We start from the raw sequence: 22,727 nt of genomic DNA, 5'->3' as shown, positions 1-22,727 counted from the left end.
TTGGCTTCGTACAGCACGTCGATGGCCGAACGACGGTCATCCTTCATGCGATCCGGGAAACCTTCGGCCATCACGTCACGACCGTGGTGACCGGTATCGATGCCGACCACGTCCATCAGGTACGCAGGCCCCATCGGCCAGCCGAATTTTTCCATGACTTTGTCGATGCGGACGAAGTCGACACCGGCGCTGACCAGCTTGGCGAAACCGCCGAAGTACGGGAACAGCACGCGGTTGACCAAAAAGCCCGGGCAGTCGTTGACGACGATCGGGTTCTTGCCCATTTTCTTCGCGTAGGCAACTGTGGTGGCGATCGCCAGTTCGCTGGACTTCTCGCCACGGATCACTTCCACCAGCGGCATCATGTGCACCGGGTTGAAGAAGTGCATGCCGACGAAGTTTTCCGGACGCTTGAGGGCCTTGGCCAGCAGGCTGATGGAAATAGTCGAGGTGTTGGACGCGAGGATGGTGTCCTCTTTGACCTGACCTTCGACTTCAGCCAACACGGCTTGCTTGACCTTCGGGTTCTCGACGACAGCTTCGACCACCAGATCGACGTGACCGAAGTCGCCGTAGGACAGGGTCGGACGAATGCCGTTGAGCACTTCAGCCATCTTCGCAGCGGTCATGCGACCCTTGTCAACGCGGCCGACCAGCAGCTTGGCGGCTTCGGCCAGACCCTGCTCGATACCGTGCTCGTTGATGTCCTTCATCAGGATCGGCGTGCCTTTGGAGGCCGACTGATAGGCGATACCGCCACCCATGATGCCGGCGCCCAGTACGGCAGCCTGCTTCACGTCTTTGGCGATTTCGTCGTAGGCCTTGGCCTTTTTCTTCAGTTCCTGATCGTTCAGGAACAGGCCGATCAGGCTCTGCGCAGCAGAGGTCTTGGCCAGTTTGACGAAGCCTGCAGCTTCCACTTCCAGTGCCTTGTCGCGACCGAAGTTCGCGGCTTTCTGGATGGTCTTGATCGCTTCAACCGGCGCCGGGTAGTTCGGGCCGGCCTGGCCAGCCACGAAACCTTTGGCGGTTTCGAAAGCCATCATTTGTTCAATGGCGTTCAACTTGAGTTTTTCAAGTTTCGGCTGACGCTTGGCCTTGTAATCGAACTCGCCGGAGATGGCGCGCTTGATCAGCTCAAGGGCAGCTTCCTGCAGCTTCTCTGGAGCAACCACGGCGTCGACGGCGCTGACTTTCAGGGCGTCTTCAGGACGGTTTTCCTTGCCGGCGGCAATCCACTCGATGGCATTGTCGACACCGATCAGACGCGGCAGACGTACGGTACCGCCGAAGCCCGGGTAGATGCCCAGTTTGACTTCCGGCAGACCAATCTTGGCCTTGGTGGACATGACGCGATAGTCAGCCGCAAGGCACATTTCCAGACCGCCACCGAGGGCGATGCCGTTGATGGCCGCGACGGTTGGCACGTTGAGGTCTTCGAAATCGCTGAAGATCTTGTTGGCTTCGAGATTGCCAGCAACCAGCTCGGCATCCGGCAGCTTGAAGTTGTCGACAAATTCGGTGATGTCGGCGCCGACGATGAACACGTCCTTGCCGCTGCTGACGATCACGCCCTTGATCGAAGCATCTGCCTTGATGGTGTCTACGGCCTGACGCAGTTCGTTCAGGGTTAGACGGTTGAACTTGTTGACGGACTCACCCTTGAGGTCGAATTTCAATTCGACGATGCCACTTTCAAGAGCTTTAACCGTGATGGCTTTACCTTCGTAAATCATCAACTGATCTCCACGATATGGAAGCTGAACAGTACACGTCGGACGCAGGCTTATGGCTCAGAAGGACGCTTTGCTCGTCGATACTGACACCGTCCGCCTGGCACACCCGCCAACGCGATAGTCGGGATTCTGTAGGAGCAGTCTGTAAGACAAACGCTCAATTCATACGCCCGTTTGATTCGGGTACGTCACCTTCACGGAATTTCTGACAATTGTCAATCGCCCTAAATTCGGGCTGAAATGCGACTTTGCAGTCATTTCTGCACCATGATGAGCAGCAACACCCGTCTCGATGTTGAGCCATTCATAGAATCAATAGTTAGAAAAGTCGCCCTAATTTCCGCCGAGCCCTGTTCAGAAGGCTACGCTGGGGGGACTGCGAGGAAATTTGCCGGGGCGATCAAAGCGCCTGCCGCAAAAAAAGATTACCGGCCTGCCTGGCCAACCCGCCCGACGAATCATGTCGGGCTTTTTATTGCTCGTCTGCCAGACCTTCCACACCGTTGCAGTGAGAAAAGTCGCCGTTTCACGCCAGCGCTTTCAGCGTCGTGTCGATATCCTGCAGAACCGTCGCCTCGCCCTTCTCGCCCCAGTACAAGGCGATCATCTGCTTGTCCGCTTCGATCTTGAAAACATTCCCCGGCAATTTTTCGAAATAATCGAGCAGGGTCCGGTCATCGCAGACTTCTTGCCATTGATTGACCCACACGCCCGGGGTTTTCTGCCAATAGGTCCAGCACGCCGGTTGACTGCCACGTCGGGGTCGGTGGTACTGGGCGCAGGGATTCGGCGGCTCCGGCAGCAGCCAGTGCGGCCACTCCTGCGGCGCCAGCTGCATCGCCAGGCCGATGCGTCGCGCCTCCATGCGCAAGGCCATGCGCCCGCTCTGCGTGCGCGATGGGCGCAACCATGCCAGTGGACTTAAAACTACCAGCAGGATTGACACCACCAGCCAGACCGTCATATCTGTACTCCCGATTTTTGATGAGCCCATTGTGTCACTTGCGAACCAATGCGCTTGAAACCAGCCATACTTACCAATATCGAACCCTCAGGAGGAGCACCTCATGCCCTACCACCACATACTGGTCGCCGTAGATCTGACCGAAGAGTGCGACCCTGTGATCCACCGCGCCCGCGAGCTGTCGGTGAGCAACGCTGCCAAGTTGTCGCTGGTGCATATCGTTGAACCAATGGCCATGGCCTTCGGTGGCGACGTGCCGATGGACCTGTCACAACTGCAACAACAGCAGTTCGATCAGGCCAAGGAGCGTCTTGAAAAACTCAAATCGAAATATCCAGAGCTTGAAGGCGCCAATTGCCATCTGACCTACGGCCAGCCCCGCCAGGAAATCCATCATTTTGCCAAGGAACAAGCGTGCGATCTGATCGTGGTCGGCAGTCACGGCCGTCATGGCCTGGCACTGCTGCTCGGCTCGACCGCGAATGATGTGCTGCACGGTGCGCCATGCGATGTACTGGCGGTGCACCTGGTCAAACGCTGATCTGTCTTGCAGTTTGTGGGAGCGAGCCTGCTCGCGAATACGTCGGCACATTCACTATGAGTGCTGCCTGACACACCGCGTTCGCGAGCAGGCTCGCTCCCACAGGTGACCTGTTCCAGCCGGCAGATCGCGTTACATATGAAAAGCCCGGCGCTCATCACTGAGCGCCGGGCTTTTTTACATCAGGAACAATCAGGCATCCAGCTCGGCCCAACGCTCCACCAACGCATCCAGCTCGGCCTGCAATTGCTCCAGCGAAGCAATCACTTTGGCCGTTTCCGCCGGCGGACGCTGGTAGAAACCGGCTTCAGCCATTTCCGCTTCAACCGCGGCGATCTGCTGCTCCTTGGCGTCGATGTCGCCCGGCAAGGCTTCCAGCTCGCGCTGCAGCTTGTAGCTCAGTTTCTTCTTGGCAACCGGAGCGGCAGCGGCAGGCACAGCCACCGGAGCCGGCTCAGCGGTAACCACCGCCGAATTCAGGTCAGCCTTGCCCGACTTGCTTTCAGTCACACCCAACAGACGCGGCGAGCCGCCCTGACGGATCCAGTCCTGATAGCCGCCGACATATTCACGAACCTTGCCTTCACCTTCGAAGACCAGGGTGCTGGTCACCACGTTATCGAGGAATGCCCGGTCGTGGCTGACCATCAGCACGGTGCCGTTGAAGGTCAGCAGCACTTCTTCGAGCAGTTCGAGGGTTTCCACATCGAGGTCGTTGGTCGGTTCGTCGAGCACCAGCAGGTTGGCCGGTTTGCTGAACAGCTTCGCCAGCAACAGACGCGCACGTTCACCGCCGGACAATGCCTTGACCGGCGTCCTCGCACGCTGCGGGCTGAACAGGAAGTCGCCGAGATAGCTCAGCACATGGCGGCTCTGCCCGTCGATGTCGATGAAGTCGCGACCTTCGGCGACGTTGTCGATCACGGTTTTTTCCAGATCCAGCTGATGGCGCAACTGGTCGAAGTACGCCACGTCGATCCGCGTGCCCTCTTCCACTTTACCGCTGGTCGGTTGCAGACCGCTGAGCATCAGTTTCAACAGGGTGGTCTTGCCGGTACCGTTGGCGCCGAGCAGACCGATACGGTCGCCGCGCTGCAGGACCATGGAGAAATCCTTGATCAGGAACGGCCCGCCCGGATGCGCGAAGCTCACGTTCTCGAGGACCATCACCTGCTTGCCGGATTTGTCCGCGGTTTCCAGCTGGATGTTGGCCTTGCCGGTACGCTCGCGACGCTCACTACGCTCAACGCGCAGGGCTTTCAGAGCGCGCACACGACCTTCGTTACGAGTGCGGCGGGCCTTGATGCCCTGACGGATCCACACCTCTTCCTGAGCCAGACGCTTGTCGAACAGCGCGTTGGCGGTTTCTTCAGCGGCCAGCGCGGCTTCTTTGTGCACGAGGAAACTGGCGTAGTCGCCGTTCCAGTCGATCAGGCCGCCGCGATCCAGTTCGAGGATGCGCGTGGCGAGGTTTTGCAGGAAGGAACGGTCGTGCGTGATGAACAGCACGGCGCCCTGGAAATCTTTCAGCGCTTCTTCGAGCCAGGCAATCGCACCGATGTCCAGGTGGTTGGTCGGTTCGTCGAGCAGCAGCAGGTCCGGTTCGGACACGAGCGCCTGCGCCAGCAGCACGCGACGACGCCAGCCGCCGGACAACTCGGCGAGGGTCTTGTCGGCCGGCAGTTGCAGGCGGCTGAGGGTGCTGTCGACCAGCGTCTGCAAGCGCCAGCCGTCACGGGCTTCAAGGTCGTGCTGAACGTGCATCAGCTTGTCCAGATCGGCGTCGGTGACGATGTTCTGGCTCAGGTGATGGTATTCGGCGAGCAAGGCGCCTACACCGTCGAGGCCTTCAGCCACCACATCGAATACCGTCCGGTCGTCGGCCACTGGCAATTCTTGCGGCAATTCGCCGATTTTCAGACCGGGGGCACGCCACACCGAGCCGTCATCGGGCTTCTGGTCGCCCTTGACCAGTTTCATCATGCTGGACTTGCCAGTGCCGTTGCGACCGATGATGCACACCCGCTCACCACGGGCGATCTGCCAGGACACCTTGTCCAACAACGGCATAGCGCCGAACGCAAGGGACACATCGCTGAATTTGAGCAGGGTCATGAGCTTCTCCAAAAACCGGGCGCGCATTCTACCTGACTTGAGGCTTGAGCAGGCCGGCAATTTGTCTGTCGAAGCACTCTGCACAACATTTGTTGCGAACTTGTGCAGCGAGGCTCGCAAAGCTTTCGCCGCTTGCTGGCAAAAGGCTAAGCTACAGGCAATTCAGTGCGGATTTCGATCGGCACTTGTCATGATTTCTCTGCCCGGATGTCTCATGCGCAGTCGCCTTTTCAGTGTTTTGTCCTGCTTGTTTCTTACCGCCACTGCCGCTCAATCCGTCCAGGCGGTGGACCTGTCCACCCAACGCCAGTATTACGATGAAGCCAAGCGCGCCTTGGCCAAGGGTGATACCGGCCCGTATTTCCGTTACAGCCAGGCGCTGGCCGATTATCCGCTGGAACCGTATCTGGCCTACGACGAACTGACCGCGCGCCTGAAGACGGCGAGCAACGCCGAGATCGAAAAATTCCTCGCCGAACACGGTGATTTGCCGCAGGCCAATTGGATGAAACTGCGCTGGTTGCGCTGGCTCGCCGACCGTGGCGACTGGGCGACCTTCGTCAAGTATTACGATCCGAAGCTGAATTTCACCGAACTGGACTGCCTCAACGCGCAGTACCAGATCAGCCACGACAAGAAAGCCGAAGGGTATGCCAGTGCGGAAAAACTCTGGCTGACCGGCAAATCGCAACCGGCTGCGTGTGACGCGTTGTTCGGCATCTGGGCCGCCGATGGCCAGCTCACCGAGCAAAAACGCTGGGAGCGCACCAAACTTGCCGCGCAGGCACGCAACTATCCACTGGCCAACAGCCTGATCAACGGCCTGACCACCCTCGCCCCGCGCGGTCGCTTGCTGGTCGACGTGGCGCAGAAACCCGAACTGCTCAACCAGCCGTCGCGCTTCACCCCGGCCGACGAGCCGATGTCAGACGTCGTCAGCCTCGGCCTGCGCCGCCTCGCTCGGCAGGATCCGGACAAGGCCATGGCTTTGCTCGACGGTTACGCCAGCAGCATGCATTTCTCTCGTGATGAAAAAGTCGCGATCGCTCGCGAGATCGGCCTGACCCTTGCGCGCCGCTTCGACAGCCGCGCGCTGGACGTCATGACCAAATACGATCCGGAGCTGCGCGACAACACCGTCTCGGAATGGCGCCTGCGCCTGCTGCTGCGTCTGGCACGCTGGAACGATGCCTACGAATTGACCAAACGTCTGCCGCAAGACCTGGCCACCACCAACCGTTGGCGCTACTGGCAGGCGCGCAGCCTGGAACTGGCCGAGCCACAAAACCCGCAAGCGCTGACCCTGTACAAGAATCTGGCGCGGGAACGAGACTTCTACGGCTTCCTCGCCGCAGACCGTTCACAATCGCCTTACTCGCTGAACAACAAACCGCTGGTGCTCAGCCAGGCGCTGATCAACAAGGTCCGCAACACCCCCGGCGTACGTCGCGCGCTGGAGTTTCATGCACGCGGGCAGATCGTCGATGGGCGTCGCGAGTGGTATCACGTCAGCCGTCATTTCAACCGCGATGAAATGGTCGCCCAGGCCAAACTGGCCTACGACCTGAAATGGTACTTCCCGGCGATCCGCACCATCAGTCAGGCGCAGTACTGGGACGATCTGGACATCCGCTTCCCGATGGCGCACCGCGATACCCTCGTGCGTGAGGCCAAGGTGCGCGGCCTGCATTCGAGCTGGGTGTTCGCCATCACCCGCCAGGAAAGCGCCTTCATGGACGACGCGCGCTCCAGCGTCGGCGCCAGCGGCCTGATGCAATTGATGCCCGGCACGGCCAAGGAAACCGCGCGCAAGTTCAGCATTCCACTGGCCTCGCCCCAGCAAGTGCTCAATCCAGACAAGAACATCCAGCTCGGCGCCGCTTACCTCAGCCAGGTGCACAGCCAGTTCAACGGCAACCGCGTGCTCGCCTCCGCCGCTTACAACGCCGGGCCGGGCCGCGTGCGTCAGTGGCTGCGCGGCGCTGATCACCTGAGTTTCGACGTCTGGGTGGAAAGCATCCCGTTCGACGAAACCCGTCAATACGTGCAGAACGTGTTGTCCTACTCGGTGATCTACGGGCAAAAGCTCAACTCGCCGCAACCGCTGGTGGATTGGCATGAGCGGTATTTTGATGATCAGTAACGGGTAATGCCGGTTACGTAGAAGCCACCGAAGACAGCGATCTTTTGATCTGGCTCAACAAAAATGCCCGCACTGCAATGCGGGCATTTTTTTAGCGCAGCAGATCTATCTTTTCGCCTGCACGACCTTGAGCTTGCCCTCCTCTGTGAGCAGGTATTTCTGAACGGGACTGTTCGGACTTTGAGGATCCGTCATTTCGACCAATCCCGCTGCCAGTGCCGGTTTAAGGTAGTTGGATCTAAATGTCGCCTTATGTGTAAGACCCAATTCGCCCATCAGCTCACTGGTTTTCAGCGCCTGGTTTTGCAACGTTAGCAAAAGCCTCTTTACTGGGTCGGTTACTGGGTCGGTTACTGGGTCGGTCACAGACTCGCTTTCGACGGCTTCGCGCAGTGCAAGACTCAACGCGTGGAGCATGAATTCAACAAACGGCGTCGATTCTGCCATCCGGTCCGCCGTCGAGAGCGCAGCGTAATAGGCGTCCTGTTGATCCCGGATAACCGCCTCAACTGGCAAGTAGGCAAGCACCGGTCGCCACTGACTGAGAATCAGAGTTTGCCAGAGACGCCCCATCCTCCCATTTCCATCCGCGAAAGGATGAATAAACTCGAATTCGTAATGGAAGACACAACTGATGATCAACGGATGCCAATCAGATGAGCCAAGCCATGCCAAGAGGTCATCGACCAGATGCGCAATCCGGCTCGGGGGCGGCGCCATATGCACCAACTGATTGCCTCGATAGATGCCAACGCCCGTACGGCGTAATTGCCCACCATCCTTGATCAAACCGTGCATCAATAACTCATGGGCTCGCAACAGATCAGGCTTGCTGCCCGGATTCCAGGTGGGCATCGACTCATACGCCGCAAAAGCGTTGTGAACTTCCTGTATCTCTTTGGGCAACCCCAGGACTCGACGCCCGGCAATGACCGCAGTGACCTGTTCAACACTCAATGTATTGTTTTCGATAGCCAGCGAAGCCTGAATCGTACGGATTCGATTGCTTCGACGCAGCTGAGGCGTCTGCCGACTATCGTCCACAGCCAAGAGCTGACCTATCTGTTCGCTGATTTCGGCGATCAGCGTAATCATTCGTGCAGTCAAGGTCAGCGGCGGCTGATAACGACTCATATCCTCATCCTGAAATCATGCAGTTCGTAATGATGCCCGATGTTGGCGCCATGCATCAGTTCTGTTTAGTCGCCTCATAACCATCATTAAACTGCAACGCCGCCAGCCGCGCGTACAGCGGGTTGCTGGCGATCAATTGCTGATGTGTCCCCACCGCCACCAGCTTGCCTTGATCCATCACTGCAATTCGATCAGCGTTCTTCACCGTGGCCAGTCGGTGCGCGATGACCAACGTGGTGCGGTTTTCCATCAGCGTTGGCAGGGCCTGCTGGATCAGATGCTCGCTCTGTGCGTCGAGGGCGCTGGTAGCTTCGTCCAACAGCAGGATCGGCGCGTCTACCAGCAAGGCGCGGGCAATGGCCAGACGTTGGCGCTGACCGCCGGACAACCCGAGGCCGCCGTCGCCGAGATGAGTCTGGTAACCATCTGGCATTTGTTCGATGAAGTCGTGGGCGTGGGCAATCCGCGCAGCCTCCTTGACCTGTTCAAGCGTGGCCGTCGGGCAGCCGTAGCGGATGTTGTCCTCCACACTGCCGAAGAACAATGCAGGGGTTTGCGAGACCAGGGCGAAACAGCGGCGCAGATCCAGCGGGTCAAGGCTGGTCAGCGGCACGCCATCTAGGAGAATCTGCCCCTCGCGTGGATCGTAGAAGCGCAGCAACAAGTCGTAAACCGTGGACTTGCCCGCGCCCGACGGCCCCACCAATGCCAGGGTTTCGCCCGCCCTTACCATCAGATTCAAGCCATCGACGGCGTAGCTTTGCGGACGCGACGGGTAGGAAAAACGCACGTCGCGCAGTTCAAGTTCACCTTTGACTCGCGCTGGCAAAGCGACCAGTCCGGTCGACGGTGGCTGGATGATGTTTTCCGAGCGCAGCAATTCCGCGATGCGTTCAGCAGCGCCCGCAGCGCGTTGCAGTTCGCCGATCACTTCGCTCAGCGTGCCGAACGCGCTGCCGACAATCAGGCTGTAGAAAACGAATGCCGCCAGCTCGCCGGCCGAGATACGCCCGGCCATTACGTCCATGCCGCCGACCCACAACATCACCGCCACCGCGCCAAGCACCAGCACGATCACCAAAGTGATCAACCACGCTCGCTGGAAGATCCGTTTACGCGCGGTTTCGAACGCCTGCTCGACGGTCGAAGCGAAACGCTGCTCGTCCTGCACCTGGTGGTTGTAGGCTTGTACGGTTTTGATCTGACCAAGGGTTTCCGACACATAGCTGCCAATGTCGGCGATACGGTCCTGGCTCTGGCGCGACAGATTGCGCACACGGCGGCCGAAAATAAGGATCGGCGCGATTACCAGCGGCAGTGCAATCACGACAATGCTGGTCAACTTCGGATTGGTGATGAACAGCAGCACTACACCACCGATCACCATCAGCAGATTGCGCAGGAACAGCGAGAGTGACGAACCGATCACCGATTGCAGCAAGGTGGTGTCAGCGGTCAGGCGCGACTGGATTTCCGAGCTGCGGTTGTCCTCATAAAAGCCCGGATGCAGATACACCAGGTGATTGAACACCTGACGGCGAATGTCGGCGACCACGCGCTCGCCTATCCACGACACCAGATAGAAACGGGCAAAGGTGCCCAGCGCCAGCCCGAGCACCAGCAACATGAAAATGCCGATGGACTGATTGAGCAGATGCGGCGAACGGGTCATGAAACCCTGGTCTACCAACAACTTGATGCCCTGCCCCATCGACAGGGTAATGCCGGCGGTGACGATCAGCGCGAGTAGAGCGCCGAAGGCATGCCAGCGGTACGGCAGGAGAAAATGACTGGTCAAGCGCAGGGCGCGCCGGTGTCGGGAAGAGAGCATGGAGATCATGGAGTTCACGTCTGCGCAGATGGATCGGGCCAGCCTACAGACTCAGATGGGGTGGAACTCTGTAAATCACAATGAGTCAGGTTAAATATGCCCGGGATGTCCGGATGCTAGAAACGATTGGTCTAAGGTTGCGGTTGAGACGAGCGGTCATTTCTGTTTGAGTAGAGATGCCGCCCGCCGACAGACCGCAGGGAGTTGTCACAGCCTGGTCACGTGGCGGTTTTAACTTAGGCACACAACCTGATGAGGAGACAGGCCATGTCCTTGCAACACAGCAGCGAAGACAAGATTGAAGTGATCCGCACCAAACCCGACCAGTCTCTGGGTTGCTCGATTATCGATGAGCAGGGCCGCGAAGTACCGATCACTGAAGACATGATCCAGGACGCTTGCCGCGAACTGGAGAAGCGATTGGTCAAGCCTGCCGAACAAGAGTGATGTAGCCACCGTCTTCCTGACCCGGCCCTGATTGGCCGGGTTTTTTATATCTGCAATTCGGGATTGGTGGTGTGGCTTTCGCGAGCAGGCTCGCTCCCACCTTTAACTTTGCTGCACTGTAGATCCCCTGTGGGAGCGAGCCTGCTCGCGAAAAGGCCAGCGCTGATTCAGACAGCCACCGCCCCCAGCGCCGCCACAATCTGCCGCAACCTGGGCGCATCACCTTCAATTCGCACCTTCAGCCCTTCAATCTCGCGGCGCACCGGATACTGCTTGCGCAACACGTCAAACGCCGCTCGCTGCTCGGCGACATTCCCCACCAGACTGCGGCGGAAATCCGCATCATCGCGGCGTGGGTCATATACGCCCCGGCACAACATCGCCAGCGCCCATGCCGGATCGCTGTCACCGTGCAGGGAAACTTCCGACAACCAGGTTGCTGGCAGCAGATCACTGAGCGCGATAGCCGCAGGTTGGCCAATGAAAGCGCAGTAGGCCTGATAGATCTGCGCGGTCCCGCGTTGCTTGCCGTCGAGGCTGTAACCGGCAATATGGGGCGTGGCCAATACGCAGAGCTCGGCCAGCGCAGGGTCGACTTCCGGCTCCTTCTCCCAGACGTCGAGCACCGCTTGCAGGTCCTCGCGCTCCAGCAGCACCTCACGCAGCGCAACGTTATCCACCACAGGGCCGCGCGCCGCGTTGATCAACCATGCACCCTGCTTGAGTTGCTGCAAACGCTGTTGATCGAACAGGTGCCAGGTTGCAGAGTCGCCGCTGCGGGTCAAAGGCGTATGCAGACTGATCACGTCGCACTGTTCGATGATCTGCTCAAGGCTGACATAATCGCCGCCCTCGGCAGCCTGACGTGGCGGGTCGCAAACCTTGACGTTCCAGCCCAGGCCTTTCAGGACCTTGATCAAGCGCCCCCCCACTTCACCGGCGCCGACAACGCCGTAAGTACGCTGCGTCAGATCCGCGCCTTCGATTTCGGCCAGCGTCATCAGACTGCCCAGTACGTAATCGACCACCCCACGGGCATTACACCCCGGCGCGCTCGACCAGCAGATCCCGGCCTCGTTGAAGTAATCGAGATCCAGATGATCGGTGCCGATGGTGCAGGTGCCGACAAAGCGCACCTTGCTGCCTTCAAGCAGCGCGCGATTGACGTTGGTCACCGAACGCACCAGCAACACATCGGCGTGCTCGACCGTCGCGCGGTCAATGGAGCGGCCCGGCACTCGGCGGATGTCACCGAAACCGGCAAAAAAGGCATCGAGCAGCGGGATATTTTCGTCGGCAACAATCAGCATGGCGGGCTCCTTGGGCGGATCGGCAGTTTAGGTGCTGACGCGTCGATCAGCCAGCAGGGTTTGCGCTTACAAATACGCAACAGAGGATATTTCCTGACCGAGGCGTCAGCGGCGTAGAATGCGCCGCTCTGCGCATCAATACTTTCTGGACGCTTTGCCTGTGAACCCTGTAACTGACCAACCTGTCGCCGTCTCGCTGAGCCGCCCTGCGCGGATTCGCCTGGAGTTGAAAAACCTGCTCGCCCTCGCCCTGCCGATCATCATCGCGCAACTGGCGACCACGGCGATGGGCTTCGTCGATGCGGTGATGGCCGGGCGCGTCGGGCCCAAGGACCTGGCGGCAGTGGCACTGGGCAACTCGATCTGGGTCCCGGTGTTTCTGTTGATGACCGGCACCCTGCTGGCCACCACACCAAAAGTCGCCCAGCGTTTCGGCGCCGGCAAGCACAGCGAGATCGGCCCGATCGTGCGTCAGGCGTTGTGGCTGGCATTGGTAGTCGGATTGATCGCCACCTCGATGCTGATCGCCGCCGAGCCGGTGCTGCATCTGATGAAAGTCGATCCCGAGTTGATCGGCCCGTGCATGCAATATCTGCACGGCATCGCCAGCGGCTTGCCGGCGGTGGCCTTCTATCACGTGCTGCGCTGCACCAGCGACGGCATCGGCCGCACCCGCCCGGCCATGGTGCTGGGCCTGTGCGGTCTGGCATTGAACATCCCGTTGAACTACATCTTCATTTATGGCCACTTCGGCGTGCCGGCCATGGGCGGCGTCGGCTGCGGCTGGGCCACGGCAATCGTGATGTGGGTGATGGCGCTGGGCCTGGCCGGCTACGAACGCTGGGCACCAGCCTATCGCTCAAGCGAACTGTTCAGCCGTTTCGACTGGCCGCAGTGGACGGTGATCAAACGTCTGCTGTCGATTGGTTTGCCGATCGGCATCGCGGTGTTTGCCGAGTCGAGCATCTTCGCTGTGATCGCCCTGCTGATCGGCAGCCTCGGCGCGACGGTGGTGGCCGGGCATCAGATCGCGCTGAACGTCAGCTCGCTGGTGTTCATGATCCCGTACTCGCTGGGCATGGCGGTTACCGTGCGTGTCGGCCAGGCGCTGGGCCGCGAGGAACCGCGTGAGGCGCGTTTTGCCGCTGGAGTCGGCATGGGCACGGCGCTGGCCTACGCCTGCCTGTCGGCGAGCCTGATGCTGGCGCTGCGCGAGCCGATTGCGGCGATCTATACCGCTGATCCAACGGTGATTCACATTGCGGCGATGCTGATTGTCTATTCAGCGCTGTTCCAGTTTTCCGATGCGATCCAGGTGACTGCGGCAGGCGCACTGCGTGGTTATCAGGATACTCGGGTGACGATGATCCTGACCCTGTTCGCCTACTGGGGGATTGGTTTGCCGGTCGGTTATGCGCTGGGCCTGACCGATTGGCTCGGCGAGCCACGCGGTCCGAGCGGTTTGTGGCAGGGTTTGATTGTCGGCTTAAGCTGCGCAGCGTTGATGCTGTCGATTCGTCTGACACGCAGTGCGCGCAAGCGGATTCGAATCAGTCGTTCGGCGGGTTGATCACCCATAAAAAAGACCTGCATTTGCAGGTCTTTTTTTTCCCAGAATCAGGACTTCTTACGAATCCAGTACAGATAGGTGCCGGCCTCTTCGTGCTGGCTGACCAGTTCATGGTCAAGAAACACGCAGAACTTGGGGATATCGCGCTTGGTCGAGGGATCGGTGGCGATCACCTTGAGCAGGCCGCCGGGCACCAGATCGCGGATGTGCTGGTGCAGCATCATCACCGGTTCCGGGCAATTGAGGCCGGTGGCGTCGAGGGTGCCGTCGACCGGGGTATCGATCATTTCACTCATGGTTCACTCCAGAAACTGGCCGGCATTGTCGCGCATTGCTTGGGATATCGTCCAACCCATGTGGGAGCGAGCCTGCTCGCGAAGGCAATCCGTCAGCCCCACCGCTTTCGCGAGCAGGCTCGCTCCCGCAGGTTCAGTGTTGTGTCAGCGCGATTTGGTTTTTCTGCTGTCGTGCCGGCGCAGATGGCAAGTCACTTCCTCGCGGTCGTGATACAGCTGCTTGCAGCCGATATCAACTTTGATCCCACGTGCCTTGAATCCATCGGCAATGCGCTCGAGCAGACGTTTCACTTCGGCATAACGCTGCTTCATCGGCAGCTTCAGGTTGACCACTGCTTCGCGGCAATGTCCTTCGCCGATCCACTCTTCCAGCATCGCCGCGTTGCGCGCCGGTTTCTCGACAATGTCGCAAACCATCCAGTCCACCGGCTGCTTCGGCTTGAAGGTGAAACCGTCTGCCATCAGATGCTGGACCAGCCCGGTTTCCATCAGGCTTTCAGCCATCGGGCCGTTGTCGATAGCCGTCACCAGCATGCCACGGTTGACCAGTTGCCAGGTCCAGCCGCCCGGCGCGGCGCCGAGGTCAACGCCGGTCATGTCGCTGTGCAGGCGGTCTTCCCACTGATCACGTGGAATGAAGTGATGCCACGCCTCCTCCAGCTTCAAGGTCGAACGGCTGGGTGCCTCGCGAGGAAACTTCAGGCGCGGGATGCCCATCGGCCACATCGCCGAATTGCCGGCATCGGCCATGCCGAGAAACACTTCGCGACCACTTTTGAAGGTCAGCAACAAACGCGGCTTGCTGGCGTCTTCCACCAGTTTGCCAGCGGCGGTCAGCGCCTTGCGCAGCGGGCCTTCGAACTTTTTGCAGAAATTCGACAGTTCCTTGCCGTCATTGGTATCGACCACTTCCAGCCACAGACTGCCAAACACCGGAAAATCGGCCATGTGCGCGAGGATTACGCTGATCCGATCGTTTTCCGGCAGATCGATGAAAAAGCCGCGCGCCCACTGCCGAGGGAAGATCAATTCGGCGAAACGCTGACCGCGCATCAGGCGTTCGGCGCCGTCGGCTTCGGTGCAGACAAACTCGGCGCAGGCCGTGGCGGTTTTGGCTTTGGCGTAACCGGCGACATTGAGACGGGCGGCGAGATCGGAAATCTCCGAACAGACTTCGCCTTCGAAGCCGGGCCGGCAATGCATGAATAGGGTGTTCATTCTTACTCCTGGGCAGCGGTCGATCATTCGGCCGCTGCGCGATGCTCAAGCCTTGCGTTGCCGCAATGCCTGTCACGAAAACCGGCGCATGATAGCTGAAGTCGGAACCATGGTTGCGCCGATAGAGTCCAGTTATTAGCCAGCTACTCAAAACAGGGCTAGGTTTAATGCTCTGCCCGTCCCCTCAGTCCGTAGCCGTGCGGACTCAAAGGAGTGATCGTAATGCCGTCCCTCGATAGTCTGAAGTCACTGAAAACCCTACAAATCGACGCCACGACCTACCACTATTTCAGCCTGCCGGAAGCCGCCAAAAGCCTGGGCGATCTCGACAAGCTGCCGATGTCACTGAAGGTCCTGCTGGAAAATCTTCTGCGCTGGGAAGACGAAAAAACCGTCACCGGCGCTGACCTCAAAGCCATCGCCGCCTGGCTCAAGGAGCGCCGCTCCGATCGCGAAATCCAGTACCGCCCTGCCCGTGTATTGATGCAGGATTTTACCGGCGTCCCCGCCGTGGTCGATCTCGCCGCCATGCGTGCGGCAATGGCCAAGGCCGGCGGCGATCCGCAGCGGATCAATCCGTTGTCGCCGGTGGATCTGGTGATCGACCACTCGGTGATGGTCGACAAGTTTGCCAGCGCCAGTGCGTTTGAACAGAACGTCGACATCGAAATGCAACGCAACGGCGAGCGCTATGCCTTCCTGCGCTGGGGCCAGAGTGCGTTCGATAACTTCAGCGTGGTCCCGCCGGGCACCGGCATCTGCCACCAGGTCAACCTTGAGTACCTCGGCCGCACCGTCTGGACCAAAGACGAGGATGGCCGCACCTACGCCTTCCCCGACACCCTGGTCGGCACCGACTCCCACACCACCATGATCAACGGTCTCGGCGTGCTCGGCTGGGGCGTTGGCGGGATCGAGGCGGAAGCGGCGATGCTTGGGCAACCGGTGTCGATGCTGATTCCGGAGGTGATCGGCTTCAAGCTCACCGGCAAACTCAAGGAAGGCATCACCGCCACCGACCTGGTGCTGACCGTGACGCAGATGCTGCGCAAAAAAGGGGTGGTCGGCAAATTCGTCGAATTCTATGGCGACGGTCTCGCCGACCTGCCATTGGCCGACCGCGCAACCATCGCCAACATGGCCCCGGAATACGGTGCGACATGCGGTTTCTTCCCGGTCGACGATGTCACGCTGGAATACCTGCGCTTGTCCGGCCGGCCGCCGGAAGTGGTGAAGCTGGTCGAGGCCTACACCAAGGCTCAAGGCCTGTGGCGGCTACCGGGTCAGGAGCCGGTGTTCACCGACAGCCTGGCCCTGGACATGGGCAGCGTCGAGGCAAGCCTGGCCGGACCGAAACGTCCGCAGGATCGCGTCTCCCTGCCGAACGTCGCGCAGGCCTTCAGTGATTTCATCGACCTGCAATTCAAACCCACCAGCAAGGAAGAAGGCCGCCTGGAAAGCGAGGGCGGTGGCGGCGTGGCGGTGGGCAACGCCGATCTGGTCGGTGAAGCGGACTACGAATACGAGGGCAAGACCTATCGCCTGAAAAACGGCGCCGTGGTCATCGCCGCGATCACTTCCTGCACCAACACTTCCAACCCGAGCGTGATGATGGCGGCCGGGTTGCTGGCGAAGAAAGCCGTCGAGAAAGGTCTGACGCGCAAGCCTTGGGTCAAAAGCTCACTGGCCCCCGGTTCGAAAGTCGTCACCGACTATTACAAGGCTGCCGGGCTGACTCAGTACCTCGATCAGCTCGGGTTTTCGTTGGTCGGTTACGGTTGCACCACCTGCATCGGCAACTCCGGGCCACTGCCGGAGCCGATCGAGAAAGCCATTCAGAAAGCCGATCTGACCGTCGCGTCGGTCTTGTCCGGCAACCGCAATTTCGAAGGCCGTGTGCACCCACTGGTGAAAACCAACTGGCTGGCCTCGCCTCCGCTGGTCGTCGCTTACGCATTGGCGGGCAGCGTGCGCACCGATATCAGCAGCGAACCGTTGGGCGAGGATCAGCAGGGCAATCCGGTGTACCTGCGTGATATCTGGCCGAGCAGCCGGGAAATCTCCGAGGCGGTGAATCAGGTCAATACGGCGATGTTCCACAAGGAATACGCCGAAGTGTTTGCCGGTGATGAGCAATGGCAGGCCATCGAGGTGCCGCAAGCGGCCACTTACGTCTGGCAGGACGATTCGACCTACATTCAGCATCCACCTTTCTTCGACGACATTTCCGGACCTCTGCCGGAAGTGAAAGACGTCAAAGGTGCGCGGGTCTTGGCTTTGCTCGGCGATTCAGTGACCACCGACCATATCTCCCCCGCCGGCAACATCAAGATCGACAGCCCGGCCGGGCGGTATCTGCAGGAAAAAGGCGTCGAGCCGCGCGACTTCAACTCCTACGGTTCCCGTCGCGGCAATCATGAAGTGATGATGCGCGGCACGTTTGCCAACATCCGTATTCGCAACGAGATGCTTGGGGGCGAGGAAGGCGGGAACACCATTTACATTCCCACCGGGGAAAAAATGGCGATCTATGATGCGGCGATGCAATATCAGGCTTCGGGTACGCCGCTGGTGGTGATTGCCGGTCAGGAGTACGGCACCGGGTCGAGCCGTGACTGGGCGGCGAAAGGCACCAATCTGCTGGGCGTCAAAGCGGTGATTGCGGAGAGTTTCGAACGTATTCACCGCTCGAATCTGGTCGGGATGGGTGTGCTGCCGTTGCAGTTCAAGCTTGATCAGAACCGTAAGAGCCTCAATCTGACCGGCAAAGAGACGTTCGAGATTCTGGGATTGACCGGCGTCGAGCTAAGGCCGCGGATGAACCTGCCGCTGGTTATCACTCGCGAGGATGGGCGTCAGGAGAGAATCGAAGTCTTGTGCCGGATTGATACGCTGAATGAGGTCGAGTACTTCAAATCCGGCGGGATTCTGCATTATGTGTTGCGGCAGTTGATTGCTTCGTGACGGGGTGACATTCGCCCAGGCTGTGATCTTTTTGACTTGGCTTTCAAAAGCAGGATCAAAAGATCGCAGCCTTCGGCGGCTCCTGCATTCAGGCGAAAAAAAACCCGCCGAAGCGGGTTTTTCCCAAGACCATTATCGACTCCCTGTCGGCAGCGATCCTTGCGATGGTCGATCGTCCATGATCCTGAAACACTCCCTGTGTCTCAGTTGATGTGTGTAGATTACCCAGTGGATCCAATCAGCAATAGTCGTAAAAGCTACCAACACGTGTAAGACATTCGCCATACAAACACTTCCGAAAACCCTTAGACCCGTCAGGCACCGCCGCTTTCACGAGCCCTGGCGCTTTCGGCGAGAAACTGTTCAAGCCTGCTCAACTGCTCCTCCCAGCCGCGACTGTCCATGTAATACGCCTCTTTCTGACGGGTATCAGGGATGTGCGCGAAGCCGGATTCCGAGACCTTGAGTAGAGTGCCGTCTTCGAAGTCCTGCAATTCGAACTTGACCAGCGTGGTCGGCTCTTGTGAGTAGTCGATCTTCGGGTTGACCGCATACGGGTGCCAGCGGAAAGAAAACAACTGCTGCGGCTCGACCCGCTCGATCAGCACATTCCACAATACGTGTTCATAACCGGGGTAAGTGACCTGACCCTGCGTCCACTCGCCGGCAATGAAACGCCGGCCCTCGAGCGCCACGCCAAACCACTGGCCAAACGCCTCCGCATCGACCAATGCACGCCAGACATGGGAACGCGACGCCTTGAGCGTGATCTTGCGTTCGAAACTGTTAGGTACTGGTTTCATACGTCACCTCCTGTTCTGAACACTAGGCTTGTATGACCACATGTCCAATGCGAAGTTGTATCGAAGCGCTGCAGCCACCGATTCGAGCGGACACATTCTGCGGTAGTTTGCGCTCTGTGATCGGCGCCGCATGACCTGTTATCTTGCCAGCGAATCCGCAGAAACAAGGACGAATCATGCAGCCTTCTCTCGCCGATCGGTATCGCGGCGCCCTCCTCGGCCTGGCTTGCGGCGATGCGGTCGGAACAACAGTTGAGTTCCAGCCGCGAGGATCATTCCAGCCGCTGAGCGACATGGTCGGCGGTGGCCCGTTCCAGCTCAAGCCAGGGCAATGGACCGATGACACTTCAATGGCACTGTGCTTGGCCGAGAGCCTGCTGCGCAAAAACGGCTTCGACGCGGCTGATCAGATGGGCCGCTATCTCAATTGGTGGAAGTGGGGATACCTGAGCTCCACCGGCGAATGTTTCGACATTGGCATGACCGTCAGCCAGGCGCTGGAACAGTATCAGCGAACCGGGGAGCCTTTCGCAGGGTCGACTGACCCGTTGACTGCTGGTAACGGGTCGCTGATGCGGTTGGCACCAGTCGTGCTGTTTTATTTTCCGGACGCTGGACAGATCCAGATCCACGCTGCCGGCAGTTCGCGCACAACCCATGCGGCGCCGGAGGCAATCGAGTGCTGCCAATTGCTGGCTGATCTGATTGCACGAGCGCTTGAGGGTGCGGAGAAAACACAGCTTCGCCGGGCGCCACTGCTCAAGCTTTCCCAGCCCAAGGTGGTTGCGATTGCTCAGGGTGAGTACCTTCACAAAGCGGAAACTGAAATAAAAGGCAGTGGCTATAGCGTCCAATCGCTGGAAGCCGCTTTGTGGTGCTTTCACCATACGCAGACATTCGCCGAAGCGGTGTTGAAAGCAGCCAATCTCGGTGATGATGCGGATACAACGGCTGCTATCGTGGGTCAGTTGGCAGGTGCTTACTACAGCGCTCGGGCGATCCCCGAACACTGGCTGGAGCAGTTGCATGAAGGCGAGGAAATCACGGCCACTGCGGATCGCTTGCTTGAGGCGTCCCGGCTACGTACATAACAATCGATACACCCTTTCCACTCGAGATAGCGAGAACCTTATGTCAGTGCGTTTGCTTCTGGCCTCTGTGCCTTTTTTGTTTGCCCCTTTCGCCCATGCCGCCGTTGATTGCACCAACGCCAGCGATCAGGCGACGATGAATCAATGCGCGGGGCAAGCGTTCAAAGCGGCAGACAAGGAACTGAATACGCTCTATCAGCAGATCACCGGACGCCTGAAGGACAACCCGGACGGAAAGAAGCTGTTGGTCAACGCGCAGCGGGCGTGGGTCAGCTTCCGGGATGCCGAGTGCAAGTTTTCGGCTTCTGGGGTGGACGGCGGCAGTGTTTATCCATTGGTTTACAGTAGTTGTCTCACAGCCGTAACCAAGGCCAGAGTAGAAACCCTCAAGCAGTATTTGAAATGTGAGGAAGGTGATATGAGTTGCCCGGTACCCGGTGCGTAATCACAGGCTCCGCTTACGGAGCCTGTGCTGTGAACCGTTACGCCTCAGACGTGAGGATCGCCCGGCGCTTTGCTCGGCGCTGCGTATTGCGGCTTGAGGTGGCCATCCTGATCGAGTAACCAGGCGTCCATGATCTGCCGCACTACTGGACCGGCAACACGACCACCCGCCTCGCCGTTTTCGATCATTACCGAGATGGCGATCTTCGGATGCTCGGCCGGTGCAAATCCTACAAACAGGGCGTTGTCACGGTGGCGCTCGAGGGTTTTCTCACGGTTGTAGCGCTCACCCTGCTTGATCGCCACCACTTGCGCCGTACCACTCTTGCCAGCGATGCGGTATTGCGCCCCCGCAGCCGCCGCTCGTGCGATGCCTCGAGCATCGTGCATGACCATCTGCATACCGTGGTTGACCTGCTCCCAATCCCGCGGATCCTTGAGCAGAATGTTCGGCATCGGGTGCTCGTCAACCGGCGCTACACCGTCGACCGACTTGGCCAGGTGCGGCCGATTCCATATCCCTTTGTTGGCAATCAGTGCCGTGGCTTGGGCCAATTGCAGTGGTGTGACCTGCATGTAGCCCTGGCCGATGCCGAGAATAACTGTCTCGCCGGGATACCAGGCCTGTCGCCGAGTAGCGCGTTTCCACGCTTGCGATGGCATCAGACCAGGCGACTCTTCAAACATGTCCAGCGAGACTTTTTCACCAAGGCCGAACATCGCCATGTAGTCGTGCAGACGATCAATGCCAAGCTTGTGCGCCAGATCATAGAAGTAGGTGTCGTTGGAACGCATGATCGCCGCGTCCATGTCCACCCAACCATCACCACTGTGGTTCCAGTTGCGATACTTGTGATCGAAGTCCGGTAATTGGTAGTAGCCGGGATCGTATACGCGGGTCTGCGGGGTCACGACGCCGGCGTCCAGACCGGCGATGGCGACTTCCGGTTTGATCGTCGAGCCTGGGGCGTACAGGCCACGCAATACGCGGTTGAACAATGGCCGATCGATGGAATCTCGCAGCGCTGAATATTCCTTCGAACTGATCCCGGTGACGAACAGATTCGGATCGAAACTCGGATTGCTGACCATCGCCAGCACTTCTCCAGTGGACGGGTCGAGAGCTACCACTGAACCACGACGGTCGCCCAAAGCGGCTTCGGCAGCTTCTTGCAGCTTGACATCGAGGCTCAGGACGATGTTCTTGCCTGGCACCGGATCGGTGTGCTTGAGTACCCGTAGCACACGGCCTTGAGCATTGGTTTCGACTTCTTCGTAACCGACATGGCCGTGCAACTGCGCTTCATAAAAACGCTCGATACCGGTTTTACCAATGGACTGCGTACCTCGGTATTCCACGGAGTCGAGAGTTTTCGATTCTTTTTCGTTGATCCGACCGACATAACCGATCGAATGGGCGAAATGTGCGCCCAGGGGATAGTGCCGGACAAACTGCGGCTCGACATCAATGCCCGGCAAGCGAAACTCGTTAACCGCCAGGACGGCAATCTGCTCTTCCGTCAGCTCATAAAACAGGGTGACCGGTGTGAACGGATGCCGGGATTGCTTCATCGCCTTGTCGAACACCGTGCGGTCTTCAGCAGGCAAGTGCAGCAAGTTGATGACTTCGTCCAATTCTTGATTGACGTCGGTGGCACGCTCACGGGTGATGGTCAGGTTGTAGCTGGGGCGATTGTCGGCGAGCAACACACCGTTGCGGTCGTAGATCAATCCACGCGTCGGCGGTATCGGGAGGACATGGACGCGATTGTTTTCGGAGATGGTCGAGTGATAGTCGAATTCCACGACCTGGAGGATGTACAGGCGCACCACCAGAGCGCAGCTGATGGCGAAGACAAACAGAGCGCAGGCGATCAATCGTTTGTTGACCAGCCGCGTCTCTTTTTCATGATCCTTGATCGGGATTGGTTCAGGCATTTCTACAGCAACTCTTTGACATAAATGAGTGCCGATCCGTGGGCAGGACATCAGTCCGTTAAAAAACGAGCTGCACCATACCAAAACTCGCCATCCACTTCAGGATGAATTTCCCCGATGGCAGGCCGAAAACTTTCTCGCAGGCAAAACAAAACCCCAACTGCTTTCGCAATTGGGGTTTC

Annotated in this window: 17 protein-coding genes; 7 read left to right on the top strand and 10 right to left on the bottom strand. The window is 59.0% G+C overall.

The features are described from left to right. Window positions 1-1,736: fatty acid oxidation complex subunit alpha FadB (fadB, locus tag D8U82_RS24295; RefSeq protein WP_130903149.1), on the bottom strand; the 1,736-nt coding region annotated here is incomplete at its 3' end. A gap of 526 nt (window positions 1,737-2,262) precedes the next feature. After that, window positions 2,263-2,700 (bottom strand): hypothetical protein, encoded by a 438-nt coding sequence (locus tag D8U82_RS24290; protein ID WP_122699491.1) that lies wholly within the window; start codon window positions 2,698-2,700, stop codon window positions 2,263-2,265. Window positions 2,701-2,803: 103 nt separating this feature from the next. On the opposite strand from D8U82_RS24290, the gene D8U82_RS24285 reads away from it, so the two are divergent. Beyond that, on the top strand, window positions 2,804-3,241 hold the full coding sequence (locus D8U82_RS24285) for a universal stress protein (RefSeq protein ID WP_016775498.1): 438 nt from the start codon (window positions 2,804-2,806) through the stop codon (window positions 3,239-3,241). 192 nt (window positions 3,242-3,433) lie between these two features. On the opposite strand, the gene D8U82_RS24280 is transcribed toward D8U82_RS24285, so the two are convergent. After that, on the bottom strand, window positions 3,434-5,356 hold the full coding sequence (locus D8U82_RS24280; protein WP_130903148.1) for an ATP-binding cassette domain-containing protein: 1,923 nt from the start codon (window positions 5,354-5,356) through the stop codon (window positions 3,434-3,436). A 214-nt stretch (window positions 5,357-5,570) separates the two neighbouring features. On the opposite strand from D8U82_RS24280, the gene D8U82_RS24275 reads away from it, so the two are divergent. After that, window positions 5,571-7,499 (top strand): transglycosylase SLT domain-containing protein, encoded by a 1,929-nt coding sequence (locus tag D8U82_RS24275; protein ID WP_130903147.1) that lies wholly within the window; start codon window positions 5,571-5,573, stop codon window positions 7,497-7,499. 105 nt (window positions 7,500-7,604) lie between these two features. Here D8U82_RS24275 and D8U82_RS24270 read toward each other — a convergent pair whose 3' ends face one another. Beyond that, entirely contained in the window at window positions 7,605-8,633 is a 1,029-nt protein-coding gene (locus D8U82_RS24270; RefSeq protein WP_125927780.1) for a Fic family protein, read from the bottom strand. 55 nt (window positions 8,634-8,688) lie between these two features. After that, window positions 8,689-10,473 carry an ABC transporter transmembrane domain-containing protein gene (locus tag D8U82_RS24265; RefSeq protein WP_177434166.1) on the bottom strand — a complete coding sequence of 595 codons (1,785 nt, stop codon included), beginning with the start codon at window positions 10,471-10,473 and terminating at the stop codon, window positions 8,689-8,691. A 258-nt stretch (window positions 10,474-10,731) separates the two neighbouring features. On the opposite strand from D8U82_RS24265, the gene D8U82_RS24260 reads away from it, so the two are divergent. After that, window positions 10,732-10,911: a PA1571 family protein gene (locus tag D8U82_RS24260; protein WP_024013646.1), complete on the top strand. Its 180-nt coding sequence runs from the start codon at window positions 10,732-10,734 to the stop codon at window positions 10,909-10,911. 167 nt (window positions 10,912-11,078) lie between these two features. On the opposite strand, the gene pdxB is transcribed toward D8U82_RS24260, so the two are convergent. Beyond that, window positions 11,079-12,221 carry a 4-phosphoerythronate dehydrogenase PdxB gene (pdxB, locus tag D8U82_RS24255; RefSeq protein ID WP_130903145.1) on the bottom strand — a complete coding sequence of 381 codons (1,143 nt, stop codon included), beginning with the start codon at window positions 12,219-12,221 and terminating at the stop codon, window positions 11,079-11,081. 160 nt (window positions 12,222-12,381) lie between these two features. On the opposite strand from pdxB, the gene D8U82_RS24250 reads away from it, so the two are divergent. Further along, window positions 12,382-13,791 carry an MATE family efflux transporter gene (locus D8U82_RS24250; RefSeq protein ID WP_122691337.1) on the top strand — a complete coding sequence of 470 codons (1,410 nt, stop codon included), beginning with the start codon at window positions 12,382-12,384 and terminating at the stop codon, window positions 13,789-13,791. 47 nt (window positions 13,792-13,838) lie between these two features. Here D8U82_RS24250 and tusA read toward each other — a convergent pair whose 3' ends face one another. Beyond that, complete coding sequence (tusA, locus tag D8U82_RS24245) at window positions 13,839-14,087, bottom strand: sulfurtransferase TusA (protein ID WP_016775503.1); 249 nt, start codon at window positions 14,085-14,087, stop codon at window positions 13,839-13,841. Window positions 14,088-14,231: 144 nt separating this feature from the next. Then, window positions 14,232-15,305 carry a 23S rRNA (cytidine(2498)-2'-O)-methyltransferase RlmM gene (gene rlmM, locus D8U82_RS24240; protein ID WP_125927789.1) on the bottom strand — a complete coding sequence of 358 codons (1,074 nt, stop codon included), beginning with the start codon at window positions 15,303-15,305 and terminating at the stop codon, window positions 14,232-14,234. 222 nt (window positions 15,306-15,527) lie between these two features. On the opposite strand from rlmM, the gene acnA reads away from it, so the two are divergent. Then, window positions 15,528-18,269 (top strand): aconitate hydratase AcnA, encoded by a 2,742-nt coding sequence (gene acnA, locus D8U82_RS24235; protein ID WP_130903144.1) that lies wholly within the window; start codon window positions 15,528-15,530, stop codon window positions 18,267-18,269. A gap of 314 nt (window positions 18,270-18,583) precedes the next feature. On the opposite strand, the gene D8U82_RS24230 is transcribed toward acnA, so the two are convergent. Continuing rightward, on the bottom strand, window positions 18,584-19,072 hold the full coding sequence (locus tag D8U82_RS24230; RefSeq protein WP_130888518.1) for an SRPBCC family protein: 489 nt from the start codon (window positions 19,070-19,072) through the stop codon (window positions 18,584-18,586). A gap of 176 nt (window positions 19,073-19,248) precedes the next feature. Between D8U82_RS24230 and D8U82_RS24225 the strand changes: the two genes are divergently transcribed. After that, window positions 19,249-20,163: an ADP-ribosylglycohydrolase family protein gene (locus D8U82_RS24225; RefSeq protein WP_130888517.1), complete on the top strand. Its 915-nt coding sequence runs from the start codon at window positions 19,249-19,251 to the stop codon at window positions 20,161-20,163. Between the two features lie 40 nt (window positions 20,164-20,203). Then, the gene (locus D8U82_RS24220; RefSeq protein WP_024013653.1) at window positions 20,204-20,608 is read left to right on the top strand and encodes a lysozyme inhibitor LprI family protein; all 405 of its coding nucleotides are present in this window, start codon (window positions 20,204-20,206) and stop codon (window positions 20,606-20,608) included. 44 nt (window positions 20,609-20,652) lie between these two features. Here the strand turns inward: D8U82_RS24220 and mrdA are convergent, their stop codons facing one another. Further along, window positions 20,653-22,545 (bottom strand): penicillin-binding protein 2, encoded by a 1,893-nt coding sequence (mrdA, locus tag D8U82_RS24215; protein ID WP_024013654.1) that lies wholly within the window; start codon window positions 22,543-22,545, stop codon window positions 20,653-20,655. Window positions 22,546-22,727: the final 182 nt, after the last annotated feature.

This window comes from Pseudomonas sp. Sample_23, assembly GCF_004307595.1.
Lineage (GTDB): Bacteria > Pseudomonadota > Gammaproteobacteria > Pseudomonadales > Pseudomonadaceae > Aquipseudomonas > Aquipseudomonas atacamensis.
The sequence above is the reverse complement of the archived record's forward strand: the minus strand, read 5'-3'. Positions and strand labels throughout refer to the sequence as shown.

What these genes read in the sequence shown, in the direction of transcription:
- D8U82_RS24230 (WP_130888518.1), bottom strand. Translation starts at nt 19,072, where the DNA reads ATGAAACCAGTACCTAACAGTTTCGAACGCAAGATCACGCTCAAGGCG.
- D8U82_RS24285 (WP_016775498.1), top strand. Translation starts at nt 2,804, where the DNA reads ATGCCCTACCACCACATACTGGTCGCCGTAGATCTGACCGAAGAGTGC.
- D8U82_RS24220 (WP_024013653.1), top strand. Translation starts at nt 20,204, where the DNA reads ATGTCAGTGCGTTTGCTTCTGGCCTCTGTGCCTTTTTTGTTTGCCCCT.
- mrdA (WP_024013654.1), bottom strand. Translation starts at nt 22,545, where the DNA reads ATGCCTGAACCAATCCCGATCAAGGATCATGAAAAAGAGACGCGGCTG.
- D8U82_RS24270 (WP_125927780.1), bottom strand. Translation starts at nt 8,633, where the DNA reads ATGAGTCGTTATCAGCCGCCGCTGACCTTGACTGCACGAATGATTACG.
- D8U82_RS24275 (WP_130903147.1), top strand. Translation starts at nt 5,571, where the DNA reads ATGCGCAGTCGCCTTTTCAGTGTTTTGTCCTGCTTGTTTCTTACCGCC.
- tusA (WP_016775503.1), bottom strand. Translation starts at nt 14,087, where the DNA reads ATGAGTGAAATGATCGATACCCCGGTCGACGGCACCCTCGACGCCACC.
- rlmM (WP_125927789.1), bottom strand. Translation starts at nt 15,305, where the DNA reads ATGAACACCCTATTCATGCATTGCCGGCCCGGCTTCGAAGGCGAAGTC.
- D8U82_RS24280 (WP_130903148.1), bottom strand. Translation starts at nt 5,356, where the DNA reads ATGACCCTGCTCAAATTCAGCGATGTGTCCCTTGCGTTCGGCGCTATG.
- acnA (WP_130903144.1), top strand. Translation starts at nt 15,528, where the DNA reads ATGCCGTCCCTCGATAGTCTGAAGTCACTGAAAACCCTACAAATCGAC.
- D8U82_RS24225 (WP_130888517.1), top strand. Translation starts at nt 19,249, where the DNA reads ATGCAGCCTTCTCTCGCCGATCGGTATCGCGGCGCCCTCCTCGGCCTG.
- pdxB (WP_130903145.1), bottom strand. Translation starts at nt 12,221, where the DNA reads ATGCTGATTGTTGCCGACGAAAATATCCCGCTGCTCGATGCCTTTTTT.
- D8U82_RS24290 (WP_122699491.1), bottom strand. Translation starts at nt 2,700, where the DNA reads ATGACGGTCTGGCTGGTGGTGTCAATCCTGCTGGTAGTTTTAAGTCCA.
- D8U82_RS24265 (WP_177434166.1), bottom strand. Translation starts at nt 10,473, where the DNA reads ATGATCTCCATGCTCTCTTCCCGACACCGGCGCGCCCTGCGCTTGACC.
- D8U82_RS24260 (WP_024013646.1), top strand. Translation starts at nt 10,732, where the DNA reads ATGTCCTTGCAACACAGCAGCGAAGACAAGATTGAAGTGATCCGCACC.